This window comes from Paenibacillus sp. S02, assembly GCF_019454065.1.
GTDB lineage: Bacteria > Bacillota > Bacilli > Paenibacillales > Paenibacillaceae > Paenibacillus > Paenibacillus polymyxa_B.
This window is the reverse complement of record NZ_CP073682.1, coordinates 5,951,370-5,968,516: the sequence shown is the minus strand read 5'-3', so window position 1 is coordinate 5,968,516 and position 17,147 is coordinate 5,951,370. Positions and strand designations below refer to the sequence as shown.

16 protein-coding genes and 1 pseudogene are annotated in these 17,147 nt (G+C 43.0%); 9 read left to right on the top strand and 8 right to left on the bottom strand.

The genetic code is table 11. The features are described from left to right. Window positions 1-219 precede the first annotated feature (219 nt). The 6 genes from KAI36_RS26600 to KAI36_RS26575 all read left to right on the top strand — a co-directional run bounded on the left by KAI36_RS26600 (window position 220) and on the right by KAI36_RS26575 (window position 6,711). A complete protein-coding gene (locus KAI36_RS26600; protein WP_220026469.1) occupies window positions 220-1,833 on the top strand; it encodes a xylulokinase in 1,614 nt (537 codons plus the stop codon). A gap of 1 nt (window position 1,834) precedes the next feature. Further along, window positions 1,835-2,530, top strand: coding sequence for an L-ribulose-5-phosphate 4-epimerase (locus tag KAI36_RS26595; protein ID WP_068939259.1), 696 nt, complete (start codon window positions 1,835-1,837; stop codon window positions 2,528-2,530). Window positions 2,531-2,564: 34 nt separating this feature from the next. Further along, entirely contained in the window at window positions 2,565-3,989 is a 1,425-nt protein-coding gene (gene araA / locus KAI36_RS26590) for an L-arabinose isomerase (protein WP_220028219.1), read from the top strand. A gap of 189 nt (window positions 3,990-4,178) precedes the next feature. Beyond that, window positions 4,179-4,781, top strand: coding sequence for a P-loop NTPase family protein (locus KAI36_RS26585; protein WP_258382230.1), 603 nt, complete (start codon window positions 4,179-4,181; stop codon window positions 4,779-4,781). Between the two features lie 144 nt (window positions 4,782-4,925). Next, complete coding sequence (locus KAI36_RS26580) at window positions 4,926-5,219, top strand: hypothetical protein (RefSeq protein ID WP_220026468.1); 294 nt, start codon at window positions 4,926-4,928, stop codon at window positions 5,217-5,219. After that, window positions 5,212-6,711 (top strand): malate:quinone oxidoreductase, encoded by a 1,500-nt coding sequence (locus KAI36_RS26575; protein ID WP_220026467.1) that lies wholly within the window; start codon window positions 5,212-5,214, stop codon window positions 6,709-6,711. Before KAI36_RS26580 ends, KAI36_RS26575 begins: the two co-directional genes overlap by 8 nt. 202 nt (window positions 6,712-6,913) lie before the next feature. Here KAI36_RS26575 and KAI36_RS26570 read toward each other — a convergent pair. From KAI36_RS26570 to KAI36_RS26560, 3 genes and pseudogenes are all read right to left on the bottom strand, one after another. After that, a pseudogene (locus KAI36_RS26570) lies at window positions 6,914-7,114 on the bottom strand (SDR family oxidoreductase); the annotation flags it as partial. A gap of 57 nt (window positions 7,115-7,171) precedes the next feature. Beyond that, window positions 7,172-8,134: a GDP-mannose pyrophosphatase NudK gene (gene nudK, locus KAI36_RS26565; protein WP_220026466.1), complete on the bottom strand. Its 963-nt coding sequence runs from the start codon at window positions 8,132-8,134 to the stop codon at window positions 7,172-7,174. A 1-nt stretch (window position 8,135) separates the two neighbouring features. Next, complete coding sequence (locus KAI36_RS26560) at window positions 8,136-9,353, bottom strand: MerR family transcriptional regulator (protein ID WP_258382229.1); 1,218 nt, start codon at window positions 9,351-9,353, stop codon at window positions 8,136-8,138. A gap of 156 nt (window positions 9,354-9,509) precedes the next feature. Between KAI36_RS26560 and KAI36_RS26555 the strand changes: the two genes are divergently transcribed. Continuing rightward, a complete protein-coding gene (locus KAI36_RS26555) occupies window positions 9,510-10,085 on the top strand; it encodes a histidine phosphatase family protein (protein WP_220026465.1) in 576 nt (191 codons plus the stop codon). A 92-nt stretch (window positions 10,086-10,177) separates the two neighbouring features. Here the strand turns inward: KAI36_RS26555 and KAI36_RS26550 are convergent, their stop codons facing one another. Beyond that, on the bottom strand, window positions 10,178-11,245 hold the full coding sequence (locus tag KAI36_RS26550; RefSeq protein WP_220026464.1) for a DUF4367 domain-containing protein: 1,068 nt from the start codon (window positions 11,243-11,245) through the stop codon (window positions 10,178-10,180). Beyond that, on the bottom strand, window positions 11,206-11,796 hold the full coding sequence (locus KAI36_RS26545) for an RNA polymerase sigma factor (protein WP_220026463.1): 591 nt from the start codon (window positions 11,794-11,796) through the stop codon (window positions 11,206-11,208). The genes KAI36_RS26550 and KAI36_RS26545 overlap by 40 nt, the downstream gene beginning before the upstream one ends. A gap of 253 nt (window positions 11,797-12,049) precedes the next feature. On the opposite strand from KAI36_RS26545, the gene KAI36_RS26540 reads away from it, so the two are divergent. Beyond that, entirely contained in the window at window positions 12,050-12,562 is a 513-nt protein-coding gene (locus KAI36_RS26540; protein WP_220026462.1) for a HEAT repeat domain-containing protein, read from the top strand. 63 nt (window positions 12,563-12,625) lie between these two features. On the opposite strand, the gene KAI36_RS26535 is transcribed toward KAI36_RS26540, so the two are convergent. From KAI36_RS26535 to KAI36_RS26525, 3 genes are all read right to left on the bottom strand, one after another. Further along, window positions 12,626-14,071 carry a DEAD/DEAH box helicase gene (locus tag KAI36_RS26535; protein ID WP_220026461.1) on the bottom strand — a complete coding sequence of 482 codons (1,446 nt, stop codon included), beginning with the start codon at window positions 14,069-14,071 and terminating at the stop codon, window positions 12,626-12,628. Window positions 14,072-14,502: 431 nt separating this feature from the next. After that, window positions 14,503-14,949 (bottom strand): GNAT family N-acetyltransferase, encoded by a 447-nt coding sequence (locus KAI36_RS26530; RefSeq protein ID WP_220026460.1) that lies wholly within the window; start codon window positions 14,947-14,949, stop codon window positions 14,503-14,505. A 226-nt stretch (window positions 14,950-15,175) separates the two neighbouring features. Further along, window positions 15,176-15,757 (bottom strand): TetR/AcrR family transcriptional regulator, encoded by a 582-nt coding sequence (locus KAI36_RS26525; protein WP_023991067.1) that lies wholly within the window; start codon window positions 15,755-15,757, stop codon window positions 15,176-15,178. Window positions 15,758-16,075: 318 nt separating this feature from the next. Here KAI36_RS26525 and KAI36_RS26520 point away from each other — a divergent pair, with 318 nt between their 5' ends. Then, window positions 16,076-17,137 carry an LLM class flavin-dependent oxidoreductase gene (locus KAI36_RS26520; protein ID WP_071558013.1) on the top strand — a complete coding sequence of 354 codons (1,062 nt, stop codon included), beginning with the start codon at window positions 16,076-16,078 and terminating at the stop codon, window positions 17,135-17,137. The last annotated feature ends 10 nt before the right edge of the window (window positions 17,138-17,147 follow it).

The window sequence follows — 17,147 nt, the reverse complement described above, 5'->3', positions numbered from 1 at the left end:
CATAATTATGAGCTTATTATAATCCATAGCCTAACATGCATTAATAATAAAGGAAAAGTAGATAAATACTCGGTTTATCAGAATATTTGTATGTATAACTATGTATTCGTGTTGACAAATGTACGAACAAAAAATATACTAAGGTTGTAAATTAAAGAAAGCGCCTTCTTTCAATTATTGCGATTATAACAGTTGTTCAGAGAGAGGAGTAACGTGAGCATGGATCAAGACATTAAACAAGCGATTACTAAGGGAGAAACTTCACTTGGTATCGAATTTGGATCCACACGTATTAAGGCAGTGCTGATTGATCATCATTTTGAAACAATCGCATCTGGAAGCTATGAGTGGGAAAATCTCTTGGTAGACGGTTATTGGACGTACAACTTAGAGAGTATTATTACGGGTCTGCAAGAGGCTTATAGTGAAATGAAGCAAGAGGTTGAGCGGAAATATGGAATCACCCTTCGTACCGTTGGTTCTATAGGATTCTCTGCAATGATGCACGGATATATGGCTTTTGACAGCAAGGGCGAGTTGCTTGTTCCGTTCCGTACTTGGCGGAATGCGACAACTGGTGCTGCAGCAAAAGTGTTAACTGATAAATTCCAATTCAACATCCCTGAGCGATGGAGTATTGCTCATCTGTATCAAGCTATATTGAACGAAGAGCAACATGTCCCTCAAATTGATTTTATGACGACGTTAGCTGGATATATCCACTGGCTGCTGACTGGCAATAAGGCCATTGGCGTCGGAGATGCTTCGGGCATATTCCCAATTGATGAGACTACACATGATTATAACGAATCGATGGTTAAGCAGTTTGATGAACTTATTGCAGCCAAAGGTTACGATTGGAAGTTAGAAGGAATTCTCCCTAAAGTTTATATTTCAGGCGAGCAGGCAGGTGTACTAACCGCCGCGGGAGCCAAAATCTTAGATAAATCCGAAAATTTACAACCAGGTATTCCGCTTTGTCCTCCAGAAGGTGATGCGGGAACAGGGATGGTCGCTACGAATAGTGTGAGAAAACGGACTGGCAACGTCTCTGTGGGAACCTCGGTTTTTGCCATGCTTGTATTAGAGAAGGATCTTTCAGCGGTATATCCGGAAATTGATCTGGTGACTACACCGAATGGTAATCCAGTCGGAATGGTTCATGCCAACAACTGTTCAAGTGATCTCAATGCTTGGCTGGGATTGTTCCGTGAGTTCTATGAGGCAATGGGGCAAAAGGCGGATCCGAATCAATTATTCAGTGTGTTGCTGAACAAGGCTTTGGAAGCAGATCCAGATGGCGGCGGCTTACTTAGCTACGGATATTTGTCAGGAGAGAATATCACCGGAATAGAGAAAGGCCGGCCATTGTTTGTCCGCTCCCCTGAGAGCCGTTTCAATTTGGCCAATTTCATGCGGACTCATCTTTTCACTGCGTTTGCTGCTTTGAAAATCGGAATGGATATTTTGACTAAGAAAGAAAATGTCGCAATTGACAGCATTCTGGCTCACGGTGGTTTATTTAAAACCCCTATTGTCGGACAAAAAATTGTTGCGGCTGCCATGAATGTCCCTGTATCAGTGATGTCAACAGCTGGAGAAGGCGGGGCGTGGGGTATTGCTATTCTGGCTTCTTACATGATGAACAAGGCTCAGCAAGAAAGCCTGGAAGACTTCCTCGACCAAAAAGTATTTAGAGATGCTGAGGGGCAAGAAATTTCTCCTGACAGTTCCGACGTTAAGGGATTCGAAGCATTCATGGAACGCTACACACAAGGCCTGGCGATTGAACAGGCTGCTGTAGATAATCTAGTGGAAAACTGGAGGAATTGACGTGTTAGAGCAACTGAAAGAAGAAGTATATCAAGCCAATCTGGATTTGCCTAAACATGGACTCGTGAAATACACCTGGGGTAACGTAAGCGCTGTTGATCGTGAGAGCCGCTTATTCGTTATCAAACCTAGTGGTGTTAGTTATGACACGATGAAACCTAGCGATATGGTGGTTGTTGATTTTGATGGCAATGTTGTTGAAGGAGAAATGAGACCTTCATCAGATACACCGACTCACGCTGTACTTTATAAGCATTATGCAGAGATCGGCGGTATTGTACACACGCATTCGACTTGGGCGACCATTTGGGCTCAAGCAGGTCTGGATGTACCTGTAATGGGGACTACTCATGCAGACACCTTCTATGGTTCTGTTCCTTGCGCCCGTTTCTTGACACAAGAGGAGATTGATCGTGGTTACGAAGCGGAAACCGGCCGTGTCATCATCGAGACTTTTGAGCAGCGCGGACTGGATATTTTAGCAGTGCCGGGTGTTCTACTTAAGGGTCATGCTCCCTTCACTTGGGGCAAAGATGCGAAATCGGCGGTAATGAATAGCGTCGTGTTGGAAGAAGTTTCGAAAATGAATTTATTCGCACGAGAATTGAATCATTTTGCTGAAGAATTGCCGCAGCGCATTCTAGATAAACACTATTTACGCAAACATGGGAAAGACGCGTACTACGGGCAAAAGTAATATAAACTAAAAAATTAAGAAAAGAGGATGAATGATGTCAACAGTAGGTACAAAACAGTTCTGGTTTGTCGTAGGTTCACAACATCTGTATGGAGAAGAAGCATTAGCGGAAGTCAAAGCACACGCACAAGAAATGACCGATGCCTTAAATAAGAGTGGCGTTCTGCCTTATCCGCTTGTATTGCAGGATCTGGCGGTTAGTGCAGACAAAATCACCACCCTCATGAAAGAAGTCAACTATCGTGACGAGGTTGCCGGTGTCATCACTTGGATGCATACCTTCTCACCTGCAAAAATGTGGATTCGCGGTACTAAATTGCTGCAGAAGCCGCTGCTTCATCTTGCTACACAGTTCAATGAAAGCATTCCTTGGGCTACGATTGACATGGACTTCATGAACCTCAATCAGGCAGCTCATGGTGACCGTGAATATGGATTCATCAATGCCCGTCTGAAGAAACAGAATAAAGTGGTTGTAGGTTACTGGGAACGTGCGGAAGTGCAGAAGCAAATCGCAGAGTGGATGGATGTGGCGGTTGCTTATAACGAAAGCTTCAATATCAAAGTTGCCCGCTTTGGCGACAACATGCGTAACGTTGGCGTTACGGAAGGTGATAAGGTCGAAGCTCAAATTCAATTTGGATGGACCGTTGACTACTTCGGAATTGGCGACCTTGTTCAGTACGTCAATGCTGTGAAAGAAGAAGAGATTGATGCTTTGTTTGCGGAATACTCCGAACTCTATGAATTTGATTATGGTACTTACAGCAAGGAAGCTTGGGAAGCCAGCGTAAGAGTGCAAGCAAGCTATGAAATTGCCCTTAAACGGTTCCTGGATCATGGCGGCTATACTGCCTTCACTACGAACTTCGAAGACCTCTATGGTATGAAACAGCTTCCTGGTCTTGCCGTTCAACGTTTGATGGCACAAGGATATGGCTTCGCCGGTGAAGGAGACTGGAAGACGGCAGCGCTCGATCGTCTGCTTAAAGTAATGAGCCATAACCAATCCACTGGCTTTATGGAAGACTACACCTATGAATTAGCGGCTGGTCAGGAATCGATCCTTCAATCCCATATGCTTGAAGTTGACCCAACGTTGGCAAGCAACAAGCCTAAAATCATCGTTTCTCCGTTAGGTATCGGCGATCGTGAAGATCCAGCCCGTCTGGTGTTTGACGGCAAGGCAGGAGACGGTGTAGTTGTTTCCATGGCTGACTTTGGCACGCATTATAAACTGCTGATCAATGAGGTTACTGCATTTGAACCGACAGTTCCTGCTCCAAATCTTCCAGTGGCCCGTGTACTGTGGAACGTGAAGCCAAACTTCCAAGATGGGGTTAAAGCATGGATTGAGAACGGCGGCGGTCACCATACCGTGGTTTCCTTGAATCTAACCACAGACCAAATTGTTACTTATGCAAAACTGGTTAACCTGGAATACGTGATTATTAAGTAACTAGAAGATAGTCATCTATAAAAGCATTGGGTCAGTCCTCAGGGCCCAATGCTTTTTATTGATTTTTCTAAGGATGTCGAGATAAGGGAAGGTTTTTAAGCTATCTGGCGATATAACGAAACAATAGGATTCTCCTTAAGGTAATCATTTAATTCATAAGGATGTGATACTATGGCGAATTTACCAGCTATGAAAACGAAATTGGTTATCGTTGAAGGTATACCTGGCTCTGGCAAATCCACATTATCTAGGTACATACATGACATGTTAAACACACATCAAATAGAATCGGAACTATTTTTAGAAGGGAACTTACGACATCCCGCTGATTATGAATCGGTTGCATGTATGCCAAACGAAGAACTTGATCGGCTTCGATCAATCTATTCCGAGGTGTTTCATTACATTGATCCTTTTGTATCTTTGAATGGCAACGACTCTTTAATCGCCTATGTGCTTGCGCAGCAATCAGCTCAAAATGAAATTCCTTCTAGTTTGTATGAGGAAATCCGGCGTTATGAAATCTACGATGGAGTACCTGTAGAAAAGCACTGCGAGTTGATGATTCAACGTTGGAAGTCTTTTGTTAAAGATCAGCGAGAAAAAGAAAAGTTGATGATACTCGAATGCTGTTTTTTACAGAACCCAGGGTGTGCATTACTCGCCCGGCATGATGCTGGAGATGATCGTTTTATTCAGCATGTATCACAGATTGCGGAGCAAATTCAGGAGTTAAATCCAATTTTGTTCTATTTGAAGCAACCGAATGTGCGTGAGATTATGATTGGGTGAATCAACAACAGACCGTTTTGAATATCATGATGAAGTATTTATAAACCGTGAAGCTCATTCCAGAAAACGTTAGTGCAATTAGAAAGGGCCTATCCCGTAAAGACATATTTTACCGAATTATTCATATACATGGACTCTACGGGTGTGTTTACCGAAGAATTGTCGGTGTCTGTTATTACTGCTAGTAGTGAAGCTCAAATAATACAGCGTGTTGAGATCAATTCTTATTATTTCTGCAAAGAAAATTCTCACTTTTTAGCAGAAATGATTTATAATTATCAGATAATAGACAATATAATTTTTAAAAGATTATATTTTAGTTATAATAGAGACAGAAAAGATATGTTCCTGAGTGGAGCCTTGCTTCTTGGATCACCTAAGCAGGAGGGCCTGCTCTTTTTTGCAAATATAAGAGATAAGGAAGGTTTTTATGAATAGCATTCAGAAAAAAACAGACATTATCTTAATTGGTGCCGGAGTCATGAGCGCGACTCTGGGATCATTGCTGAAAGAGTTAGCACCGGAATGGGAAATTAAAGTGTTTGAGAAACTCGCAAACGCAGGAGAAGAAAGCTCTAACGAATGGAATAATGCAGGTACAGGCCATGCTGCACTGTGCGAGCTGAACTATACTTCCGAAAAAGCTGACGGATCTATAGATATTCGTAAAGCTGTAGACATTAATGAGCAGTTTCAGCTTTCAAGACAGTTTTGGTCTTTTCTTGTAAACAGCAATTTGATTCGTAATCCACAGGATTTTATCAAACCAATACCGCATATGAGTTTGGTAACAGGAGAGAAAAATGTATCTTTTTTGAAAAAAAGGTTTAAAGCGCTTTCAACTATTTCTCTGTTTCAAGGCATGGAATTCTCCGATGACCCTGAAAAGCTGAAGGAATGGATTCCGCTGATTATGGAAGGCCGTACATTGAATGAACCAATCGCGGCAACCAAAATCGACTCTGGAACAGATGTCAACTTTGGTGCTTTAACACGCATGTTGTTCGAGCATTTAAAAAGTAAAAACGTCGACATCAAATACAAGCATAGTGTAAAGGATATTAAACGTGCGAGCGACGGCTCGTGGAAAGTTAAAGTCCATAATCTGGACAACGGTAAAATCGAATACCATAATGCCAAATTTGTCTTTATCGGTGGTGGGGGTGGAAGTCTACCTTTGCTACAAAGAACTGGTATTCCTGAGTCCAAATATATCGGGGGATTCCCGGTAAGTGGACTATTTATGGTATGTAACAACCCTAAGATTGTCGCCCAGCATCATGCAAAAGTATACGGTAAAGCTAAGGTTGGTGCTCCTCCCATGTCTGTTCCGCATCTGGATACAAGATACATCGGTAACCAAAAAGCACTGCTATTTGGACCGTTTGCCGGCTTCTCACCGAAGTTCTTGAAAACGGGTTCAAATTTGGATTTGATCGGTTCTGTAAAACCGAATAATCTCATCACGATGTTGGCGGCAGGCGCAAAAGAGATGGCATTGACCAAATACCTGATCCAGCAAGTGATGTTATCGAATGAAAAGCGTCTGGAAGAATTACGTGAGTTTATTCCGAACGCCAAAATCGAGGACTGGGGGATCGTGGTAGCGGGTCAACGTGTGCAGGTGATCAAAGATACGGAGGGCGGTAAAGGAACACTTCAATTTGGTACGGAAGTGGTTAGTGCCGCTGATGGTTCGGTAGCTGCACTGCTCGGCGCTTCTCCGGGTGCTTCTACTGCTGTTCACGTTATGCTGGAAGTATTGGAAAAATGCTTCCCACAACATATGGAAGAGTGGCAACCCAAAATAAAAGAGATGATTCCTTCTTATGGGGTGTCACTAGCGGAAAACCCAGAGCTTTACCAAGAAATTTATGATTCCACAACGGAGGTGCTGGGTCTGGGCGAAAAAGAGCCGCTTCATCGTTGATTTTGCATAGCTGGTAACTGGATCATCCCACTACCTTTTAATAAAATGTACAGTAATCTTACGATATATTTTAAAGTCGAATAAGCAACAACACCAAGCGGTGGGGAGCCCCCACCGCTAAAATGCTTGTTTAACAATATAAAGTTTTGCAATCCTTCTGCATTTTCAATGTCTGCTACAGTGATCACAGTAATGATGTAGCGCGCAACCCCTCTGAGATGGCGCGCACGGCGAACTTCGTACTGGAGTAGACCGACTGGTTTGGCACAGTCTTATGTCCTGCTACAGAAGCGATGTTCACGAAATGTTCGGAACCCTGCTTGTGCAAGATAGGCAGTGCTGCGGCTATACCGCACAAAACGCCTTTAATATTGACATCAATCATGTCCTCCCAGTCCTCGACACAACCGTGGGGGATGCCCAGAGGCAAGTTGTCTTTGGTCTGCTTAGAGAGGATATATCACACCAACGGAAGTTCGTCGAGCCGTTCGTAAATCAACAATCCTTTCTCTTTCGCCACCCTTACCATTTCATCGGCACCCTGAGAGGGTCCTCCAACTCGAAGCACGGCGTTACAGTAATCAAGCAGGCGAATGGAAGACGGATGGAAGATTCTGTTAAAGGTCTCGTCTCCCGGAGTAGTGGAACCAGCTGTTGCGATAAGGGGCAAAGCATACCACTCCCCCAGCACCGGCATATGACCAGCCTCGTAAACTTGAAGAGCAATTTCATTCATGTAGTTGACGTTCTTCTCAATTAATACATGATCATCATTCGTTCCAGATCGATACGGGCCTGCGATAAGGATATGAAGCGGTTTCGATTTCACTTTTAAGAGATCTTGGATCTGAGCGTATTGGAGCAGCATTATTGTCTTGGCGTCACGAATCTCGCCGCTTTCGACCATGTTTAGCACTTGAGCAAACGGGAGTTCCATCACTTCAATGTTTTCCTGCTCCTCCTCAAGGCCACCACCGCCACCCGTTGTCATATCTTCACTATACTCGGCTACATAGAAGTGAAGGATTTCGGTAACGGAGCCCGGTGACATATAGGCCTCGCCAACTTTCTGCACACGGTCGATACGGTATCCCGTCTCCTCCTCCGTCTCCCGAAGAATACCTTCTTCCGGTGTTTCTTTATCGAGTAGTCCTGCACAGGTTTCGATAAGCATCCCAGTTTCATTGCCGTTCCGATAAGTAGGCATCCGAAACTGTCTGGTCAGCACAACGGTTTGTTTGTGCTGATTATAGAGCAGGATCGTTGCGCCGTTGCCACGATCGTACACTTCACGGGATTGTGTCTCCCATTGTCCATTATTTTTTTCAAACTCGAATGTGACCTTATTTAAGATGTACCAGTTATCCGATAGAAGCTCCTCTTTTACAATCCGTACTCTTGGGTGATACTGTTGTGCGTTCATCTTATTTCCTCCCTAGAAAGATTCCGTTCTCTTTAGTCATTTCGAGAGTTCCGTTCTGCTGCAGAAGCCGATTGACGTGGTCTCGAAACTTGTCAATAGCCGCTCCGACAAGTCGCTCTCTTGCGTTCATCGGAGTCGAAATTATATATTCGATCAGGGGTTCCGCTTCGTCGACCAACAGACAGTCCTCGTATCGAAGCAACCGAAGATCGGAAAAGCAAGAAGACAGCAAGTCCCCTCCGTTATCCAGGTGGAACCGTTTAATAGCATGATCCAACACATGAAGCTCAGGATCGAACGAAACCGCCAAGTGTTCGACCTCTTGTAGGTGTTGAGTGCTCATTGTAGAGGTGCATACTATACCTCCTTGCTTTAAGATACGGTGCATCTCGCGGATTGCTCTAGGGATGTCCGGCACGTGGTACAGCATGTTGTTAGCGATAACCATATCGAATTGCTCTTCATGGAATGGGATCTGTTGCGCGTCAACAGATAAAAACTTAAACTGCGGATTGTTGCTTCCTAAGCGGCAACGTGCTTCTTCCACCATCCCGCTTGACATATCGGTAAGCGTGATACGCCAGCTGCTTGGAATTCGTTCGGCGTTTCTTATCCAAAAGGTCCCGTCGCCGCAGCCCAACTCGAGAATGTGTGCTCCCGGTTGCACCTCCAGTTGTTCAAAGATCCAACGATGCCAGCCTTGGGGATTCGTACTGTACTTGTCGTAAAGATGTATCCGCGTTTGCAGACGGTTCGCCGTCCGATATTGCTCCCCCCAATTTTGCTCACTCTGCACGGTTTGAATAACATCCGCCAAATGGTTCCAATCGGAGCCATAAGCCGACATTTCCATAGCATCTCGTATTGCATGTACTACGTGCTCTGTATGAGCAATTTTCCTTTGTAAAACATCGAGTTGTGCTTGCAACGAGTGTCTGATCTCTCCGTTGGATGGCGATTCTGCATCTAAAATGTCCATTATTGTTTGAAGCGATAACCCTAGATACTTCAACATCTGAATTCGCTGTAATCTTTCCATATCTTTCATGTTGTACAGTCTTATGGATCCAGTACGATGACCTCCTGGACTCAGAAGTCCAATTTGGTCGTAATATCGCAATGTCCTGACCGTTATCCCTGTACGTTTGGCAAGCTGTCCTGTCGTCAGACAGTTCTCTTTGTCCATCCATTGCTCACATCCAATTGATTGCTCTAGCATGTCGTTCTCAGTCAGTATAGCAAATGACGTAACGTCACCTTCAAGAAAAATTTATGCAATAAGAAACAAGAGAAAACCACCTTAGCAAAAGGTGACTTGGTAGTTAGTCACGAATACCATGTAATAAAAATTCATCAGCTCTTCATGGAGGATACTATGAAAACTTTCATTTACATGGTGAGACATGGCGAATCACCGAAGAAGGAAGGAAATGAAAGAACAAGAGGTTTGACTGATAAAGGCAAGTCAGATGCTTTTCAAATAACTGAATTATTGAGAGGAGAGGGGGTCGAGGTTTTCGTTTCAAGTCCATATCAACGGGCAATCCTGACCATTCAAGAATTAGCTCAAGTCTCAGGACAAGAAGTTTTAATATTCGAGGATCTTAAAGAAAGAATTTTTTCTAGTGAAGACAACCGAATGCCCGATGATGAATTATTCCCTTTGTTAGATAAGTCATTTTCTGATCCCAACTTTGCTTTAACGGGAGGAGAGTCTAATGCAGTTTGTCAGAACCGAAGTATAACAGTCTTAAAGGAATTGCTAAAAATCTACCGAGGACGGAAAGTCGCATTAGGCACTCATGGAGCTGTAATGACTTTAATGATGGAGTATTATGACAAGCAGTTCGATTTGAATTTTTTACTACAGACATCCAAGCCAGACGTATACAGAATGGAATTCAATGATCAGGAATTAGTTGAGGTAAAAAGATTGTGGAACATGCCGTAATAGTTTGTGAGGAAAAGGTATAAGGACTATTCTTCAAAGAGAGACCACCCTTAAAAAAGGGATGATCTCTTTTCAAAGCTTTTCTTTTATAACTATTGCGGTGAACCGTTAAGCAAATCTTCAGCTATTTTTACCAGATCTTCTTTGCTCAGCGGGCTGTCCTGGTTATCAGATATGTTGTAGTGTAAACGTCTTTTCTCATCGAGCCATCCCAGTCGATTTTTTCCTACCTCCAAGGGCTTGCTTGTTTCGCTTGCTCTGATGTAATAGGCCTTGGTTCCTTTAATCATCAGTTCCTCAGCCGAATCCTGTTCATTTTGCATGACGGTCGTCTTTGTGACTTCGGGAGCGTATTTGGTGACGGTGATGTTTATATAGTCATTTCCTCTCGCATACCGGGCGAGGGTGAAGTCTGACTTGTCCCAGCTCAGCTTTTGAATAAACAGATTTTCACCTTCCGGTGCAGCTTTAGCCTGTTGCGTCAGTTTATCCGTTAAAGCGCGATATTCCTCTTTGTTCATCATCCCAGGATATGCAGCGACTGGATAGACGTATCCGAAATCAAACCGGTAGCCATTCGGCAGATGAGTGGGACTATGCAACAGCGGAGCTTCTGTCCGCTTGATTTCATCCTGCAGACTGCTGAAGCTAGAAATTTCAGCCGGTTTGTAGGCAAACAGGACGGGATTAGACGAATTTTGTTGATTCATAGAATCGTCCTTAACGTAATAGGCGGCATACTCTCCAGGCTGTAGACGGTCTGTCACCTCTTCGTTCCACTGTGTGTAGGTGGTTGTATACGTTTTGGAAGCGTCCGTTTCGGCAGGTGTTTTGGCGGTATTTAATACGACATCGCCTTTACTGTTACGGAATTCCAGATATTGCGAAGCGGCGTATCCAGTCACAGAGGCGCCCAATACAAAAAGCAAGATCATGATAGGAGCGGTGATGCGCGGCTGAAGACGCATTTTTACAATGAACCCCTTTTTGGGTTTCGCCTTTTGGTAGACCTGTTCCATCACTTTGTCAGAGACGTCAAAAGCCTGGATTTTTAGGACACTCTCTGGTTCTGTCAGCATGTCCATGTTTTTTAAGCCTCTGTCTTTTAGATCGGGGTATTTCAGGCCTTGTTCCTGAGTTCTGTCTTGTAATTCACGCATTTTGGGTCCTCCTCTATGGGCTCCATCATTTTTTTGAGCTTTGTTTTTGTTCTGCCGTATTTTTTCTTGATAGCTTCCTCGCTTTTGTTCATAATTTCCCCGATTTCTCCAAACGATTTTTCTTCAAAAATGCGCAGCACCAACAGGTTTCGCTCCTCTACATTCAGTTGGTCCAATGCCCGGCTCAGCGGTTCACTGAAAAGCTGACGTTCCATAACCTGCGCAGCGCTGTCTGAAGTCATGTTAGTTGAGGTGAACAGAGTCATTTTAAATTTGCGCTGTAGTTTCTTCCTGCGAATCAGGTTCAGGCAGTGATGATAAGCCATTTTATACAGCCAGGAGGAGAAACCCACTGTGGGCTTGTACATACTGATTTTCTCGAAAGCACTAACGAAAATATCCTGTACGGCCTCTTCCGCTTCCTGTTCACTGCCTAATAGTCGCCAGCAGTACACAAAAATCTGACGCTGATACTCCTTTACAATGTAGGCGTAATCCTGGATCTCGCCAGTTTGGACCCGTTTAATTCTATATTCGATTTCCTCATTCAAAGATTTAGGCACCCCCTCTGATTAAAAAGAAAACTATATCTGTATAACAAATGAAGAGGACCGAAAGGGACACCTTTTCTAAAATTTTTTAAGTATAAATCAACTCTCTAAGAGAATACGATAAAGCAGAACAATTATCACCAACGTTGTTGATTTCATAGAGCTTGAATTTTTATTGTGGAAATAAATAGAATGATAAAATATACCTATCAAAAAAGTGGAAATAGATTGTAAAGAAAAAAGGAGATGGGAAATGGGGTTTTATGATAATAGAGGAAATGCTTTATTCCGCACTCTTCAAGAGCAAGTCATAACATTCAAACAATGGGGGGCTAGCATAGCTGAAAAACATGGAGAATGGGAAACGAATTATCTTTATTGGGATAAGCTTTATAATGCTGTTGAGGAAGTGTTAGAACATACTTCATTAGCTGAATGGCAGACAGAAGTTTATGAACTGATCTTATATACACTGGCAATGGATAATGAAGTTGAGAATGTATTGCAGTTGTTAATTGTACAACCCAAAATATTTTTGTCTTTAGCCTACAGTGCAATTACATACTCTGATTACGAAGCCAGATGGCAAATAGCCTATGGATTAGGTGAAGTAAAAGGAATGAGGGATGAAGTAAATAGTCTTTTGTCTAAGCTCTCGAATGATGAACACGAATATGTCAGAAGAAGGGCATTAATTGCATTGCAGAAAAAATGGAGAGATGAATTAAACGATCAAGAGATAAACTCAGCAATCCCGCCCGTATAGCTAACGATAACCATCGGCTATGCTGGGCGGGATTGCCTCACCCTCTTTAATGCAGCGTATCTTCTACTTATTCCCTTTGCGTACCTTTAACAGCTTACCCTTTACGGTTGTATTCTTCATAATCTCAAGCACCAGTGGACCTTTACCATTCAGAATCTCAACATCTGTCGCATAATCCAGAATCGTAATGATCCCGATATCATCTGCGGTGACTCCGTCAAGCTTAGCGATGGTCCCCACGAAGTCGACAGCTCTAAGTTTTTTCTTCTTACCGCCGTTAAAATTCAGCTTCATAATCTGTTGGTTTAATTGCTCGCGCTTATCTTTTTTGAGTGCGGTTTTTACATGCAGTTTCTGCTCAAAATCTTCTCTACGGAGATCAACAGCTTCTTCTGAGGGGGCCTTTACCTGCGGAATCGCGAATCCAATATATGCTTCAATATCAGCTAATCTTCTGCCATCCTTAGGAGTGATGAGGGAAATAGCTTTCCCCGTTTTGCCAGCACGTCCCGTACGTCCTGTGCGGTGAACATAGCTTTCCTTCTCAAGGGGAATATCGTAGTTAATGACATGGGTGATATTCGTGATATCAATCCCTCTGGCGGCGACATCTGTCGCAATCAAGTAACGGAATTGACCCCTTCTGAATGCATTCATTACCTCAAATCGCTCGTCTTGCTCCATGCCACCATGAATGCGATCACATGGATATTCGAGATCAGCCAATGCTCTGAATAATGTATCTACATTCTCCTGCGTACGACAGAAAATAATGCAGCTGTCAGGATTCTCAACAATGAGCAGATCTTGCAGTAGTGCCAGCTTGTCTGACTCCTTCACCTGAATAAGAGAGTGATCAATTGTGGCGGTCGTTATACCAGTTGCTTTAATCTCAATTCTAACAGGATTTTTCATATATTTACGTGACAGTGTGGCTACATCTTCAGGGAAGGTAGCGGAGAATAACATTGTAACCCGGTCACTAGGCAGCGCTTGAATAATCGACTGGACTTGCTCGATAAAGCCCATATTCAGCATCTCATCAGCTTCATCAATCACGAGATGGGCAATCCGATCTAACGATAGCGTGCCTCGTTCGATATGATCCAGTACACGTCCTGGCGTACCTACAGCCACATGCGTCCTTTGTTTTAACTCAGCCTTTTGGATATGAAAAGGATGTTTCCCATAAAGGGGTGTTGCTTTTATCCGCTTAAAGCGTCCAATATTCGTGATGTCTTCGGTGACCTGTAATGCGAGTTCACGGGTTGGTGTCAGGATTAATGCTTGGGGCTTATTCTCATTCCAATCTACTAGCTCACAAATTGGAATACCATATGCTGCTGTTTTGCCGCTACCTGTTTGCGATTTGGCGACAAGATCCTTCTTCTCAAGCGCAACAGGAATGACTTCCGTCTGAATCTCTGTTGGCGTCTCATAGCCCAAGCTATTGAGCGCTCTTACAATTTCTTCACTTAATGCGTAATCTGTAAAATGCTTCTGACTCATTTTCAACCTCTTCTGCGCTGTATTTGAATACCATTACATATATAATGTCATCGTGTATCGAACTTATACTCATCTAGTATACTCTATATCCAGGTTTACTCTAATACATATCCATATTAACTGTTTGTCTAATCGTATCCTTGGAGCGTTTAACGAAGGGCTCGTCCATTTTCTCGTGTATGGTATCTGATGTGTTGATCGACTGAGCTATTTTGCAATTTAACGACCGACAAACTTTACCCCATATGGATCTACGTTGAACAATTTCATGGAGAATTAATTTTGTCTTGCTGTTTTCCAGTACTTATCTTCAATTGTATTGGCATGTTTCGATATCCGCATGGCGTGAAAGCATATGTTACGCACAAAGAGCACCCAATTAGGTGCCCTTTGAATTGCCGTTAGCGCGGAAAACCGTATCAAAAGTATTGTTACGATGAAAAGTGAACCCAATCTCTCCCTTGGATAGCATCCATCTTTTTAAAGAAAATTTGAGCGCGTTTGTTCTCAGTAGAAGTTATCCAGGTCATATGAGCATGTCCATGATTTTGTGAGTACTTTTGACATTCTAAAAAAAGCCGTGATTCTACTTCTGTATCTCTAAATGGTTCCAATACAAATAGGTCGTTCATAACGGTGATTTTGTCTGCTTTCATCGTGCTAAAGGTAAAGAATAATGTAGCAAAGCCGATTAATTCTCCATTTTGTTCCGCCACAAATTGTATACCGTTTTGCTGCTCAAAAAGGGTTTGAATCAAATTATGAATTTTTTCGATAGGTGGCCTAGGGTTTTGATAAAAACCAACGATGTATTCATACATTAACTCGGTCAAACTGCTTAAATCATCAGGCTTAGCGTTTCTTATTAAAAATGACATTAGATGTACTCCCTTTCCACTAGTTTTGAATTAATATACATCATAAAGTATATATATGCAAAACTAAGATCAGTGAAGGAATCTTTTGAACTCATGCAAATGCGAAGAAGTATGTAATATGAGCGCGATAAAGGCTGCCGAGAAAATGTATCCGGCAGCCTTTGTTGCGCTGAGAGACATGTGCGTCGAGAATACACCCATTCGTTAAAATTGAATTCACTCCGAATTACTTAAGAAGTGTAAGTGTCACCTCTATCGTGTTATCAATAAATGATCGTTCTGGACGAGACTTTATCATTACGGTTAGTCCAATTAACGATACGACCAGCGCCTGTGATACAGCCTTCGCATTGAGCCCGATCTCAAGCTCACCTGATTGTATACCTCGTTCAATGGTTTCTTGAAATATAACCGATAGGTACATTTGATGTTCCCTTGTAAGAATTTCAAATTTCTCATCATGAGGTGCAAGTTCAACCATTGTATTGATGCAAAAGCATCCTTTTCTAGGGTTTTCTGTATATTCCTCATCGACCACACCTTCAAAAAAAGCTCGAAATGCTTCTTTTACAGATGGTTTGCTTTGAAGCTTGGCTCGGATCAGAGAAGCACGGGACATCATGTATTTGCGCAGCGCAGCTTCGAACAATTCTTTTTTGCCCCCAAAAGTGGAGTATATACTAGGTCGTTGAATTTCCATTCTGGAAGTTAAATCACTCAGTGAGGTAGCTTCATATCCCTTCTCCCAAAATATTTGCATTGCTGCATCTAATACTTTATCTTCGTCAAATTCGCGGATTCGTCCCATAATCAATACCTCTCATTGCTCGTAATTTTATTCTTAACTCAATAACTCTGATTATAATTGTCTGGGGTCTTTATTTGCGTACCAATTAGTATGTTATTATCTTATAATTAGCCCGTTATATTGTCAAATGCTGATTGGTTTATCGCACCAAGGAGATATCAGTATGAGGATAAAACAAAGTATTTTCACTATATTTATTGACAGTATTCTTTTTAATGAGTTATATTTACTGGGAAAAATATATTACCGATCGGTATGATATTTTATCGGTATTTAATTGGCATACAAAGAAAGCTATTAGAATAGGAGAGATGGACCATGGAGATAGGTATTACTTCGTTTGTAGAAACAAAGCCTGACGTTCAGACAGGTGAAGTGATAAGTCACGCACAGAGATTGCGCGAAGTTGTCGAGGAAATTATCCTTGCTGATCAAGTGGGACTTGATGTGTTTGGGGTAGGTGAGCATCATCGGAAGGATTATTCGGCATCTTCACCAGCAATTGTGCTGTCAGCGGCTGCAGCGCAGACGAAACGGATTCGGCTGACCAGTGCAGTCACAGTGCTTTCTTCAGCTGATCCCGTTCGCGTTTTTCAGGACTTTGCTACGCTGGATGGTATTTCGAATGGACGTGCGGAGATTATGGCGGGCCGAGGTTCCTTTATTGAATCTTTTCCACTGTTTGGCTATGACTTGGAAGACTATGATGAGCTGTTTGAACAACATCTGGAATTGCTCCTTAAAATACGGGAGTCCGAAAAAGTAACCTGGAAAGGCGGACATCGGCCAGCCATTAACAATTTGGGTGTGTATCCACGGCCGGTTCAGAATCCTTTACCGATATGGGTTGGCAGCGGGGGCAGGCAGGATTCTGCTATCCGTGCAGGTCTGTTAGGACTGCCCTTGATGCTGGCGATCATTGGTGGAAATCCGATGAATTTTGCACCGCTTGTACAGCTTTATAAGAAGGCAGCAGCGCACGCTGGCCATGACGAATCGCAGCTTAAGGTTGGATCGCACTCGATAGGATTTGTCGGAGAGAATAATGAACGAGCTGCAGATACATATTTCCCTTCTACGATGGCAGGTATGAATAGATTAGGCAGGGAGCGGGGCTGGGCGCATTATGATCGTTCTAGCTACGATGCCGCGCGCAGCTTTGAAGGTGCGCTGTATGTTGGCGATCCTGAGACTGTTGCCCAGAAGATCATTCACCTTCGCAAACATGTAGGTGTTACACGCTTTATGCTGTATGTTCCGTTAAGTACAATGCCGCATGCCGAGGTGATGAGAGCCATTGAGCTGCTGGGAACAGAGGTAGCACCCCGAGTTCGGAAGGAAATAGCCCAGTGGGAAGCGGAGACGGAAAAAAGATTATAAAAACCAAACA

Excerpts from the sequence above, each read along its gene's own strand:
- KAI36_RS26600 (WP_220026469.1), top strand. The coding sequence starts at position 220 with ATGGATCAAGACATTAAACAAGCGATTACTAAGGGAGAAACTTCACTT.
- araA (WP_220028219.1), top strand. The coding sequence starts at position 2,565 with ATGTCAACAGTAGGTACAAAACAGTTCTGGTTTGTCGTAGGTTCACAA.
- KAI36_RS26585 (WP_258382230.1), top strand. The coding sequence starts at position 4,179 with ATGAAAACGAAATTGGTTATCGTTGAAGGTATACCTGGCTCTGGCAAA.
- KAI36_RS26575 (WP_220026467.1), top strand. The coding sequence starts at position 5,212 with ATGAATAGCATTCAGAAAAAAACAGACATTATCTTAATTGGTGCCGGA.
- nudK (WP_220026466.1), bottom strand. The coding sequence starts at position 8,134 with ATGAACGCACAACAGTATCACCCAAGAGTACGGATTGTAAAAGAGGAG.
- KAI36_RS26560 (WP_258382229.1), bottom strand. The coding sequence starts at position 9,353 with ATGCTAGAGCAATCAATTGGATGTGAGCAATGGATGGACAAAGAGAAC.
- KAI36_RS26555 (WP_220026465.1), top strand. The coding sequence starts at position 9,510 with ATGAAAACTTTCATTTACATGGTGAGACATGGCGAATCACCGAAGAAG.
- KAI36_RS26550 (WP_220026464.1), bottom strand. The coding sequence starts at position 11,245 with ATGCGTGAATTACAAGACAGAACTCAGGAACAAGGCCTGAAATACCCC.
- KAI36_RS26540 (WP_220026462.1), top strand. The coding sequence starts at position 12,050 with ATGGGGTTTTATGATAATAGAGGAAATGCTTTATTCCGCACTCTTCAA.
- KAI36_RS26535 (WP_220026461.1), bottom strand. The coding sequence starts at position 14,071 with ATGAGTCAGAAGCATTTTACAGATTACGCATTAAGTGAAGAAATTGTA.
- KAI36_RS26530 (WP_220026460.1), bottom strand. The coding sequence starts at position 14,949 with ATGTCATTTTTAATAAGAAACGCTAAGCCTGATGATTTAAGCAGTTTG.
- KAI36_RS26525 (WP_023991067.1), bottom strand. The coding sequence starts at position 15,757 with ATGGGACGAATCCGCGAATTTGACGAAGATAAAGTATTAGATGCAGCA.
- KAI36_RS26520 (WP_071558013.1), top strand. The coding sequence starts at position 16,076 with ATGGAGATAGGTATTACTTCGTTTGTAGAAACAAAGCCTGACGTTCAG.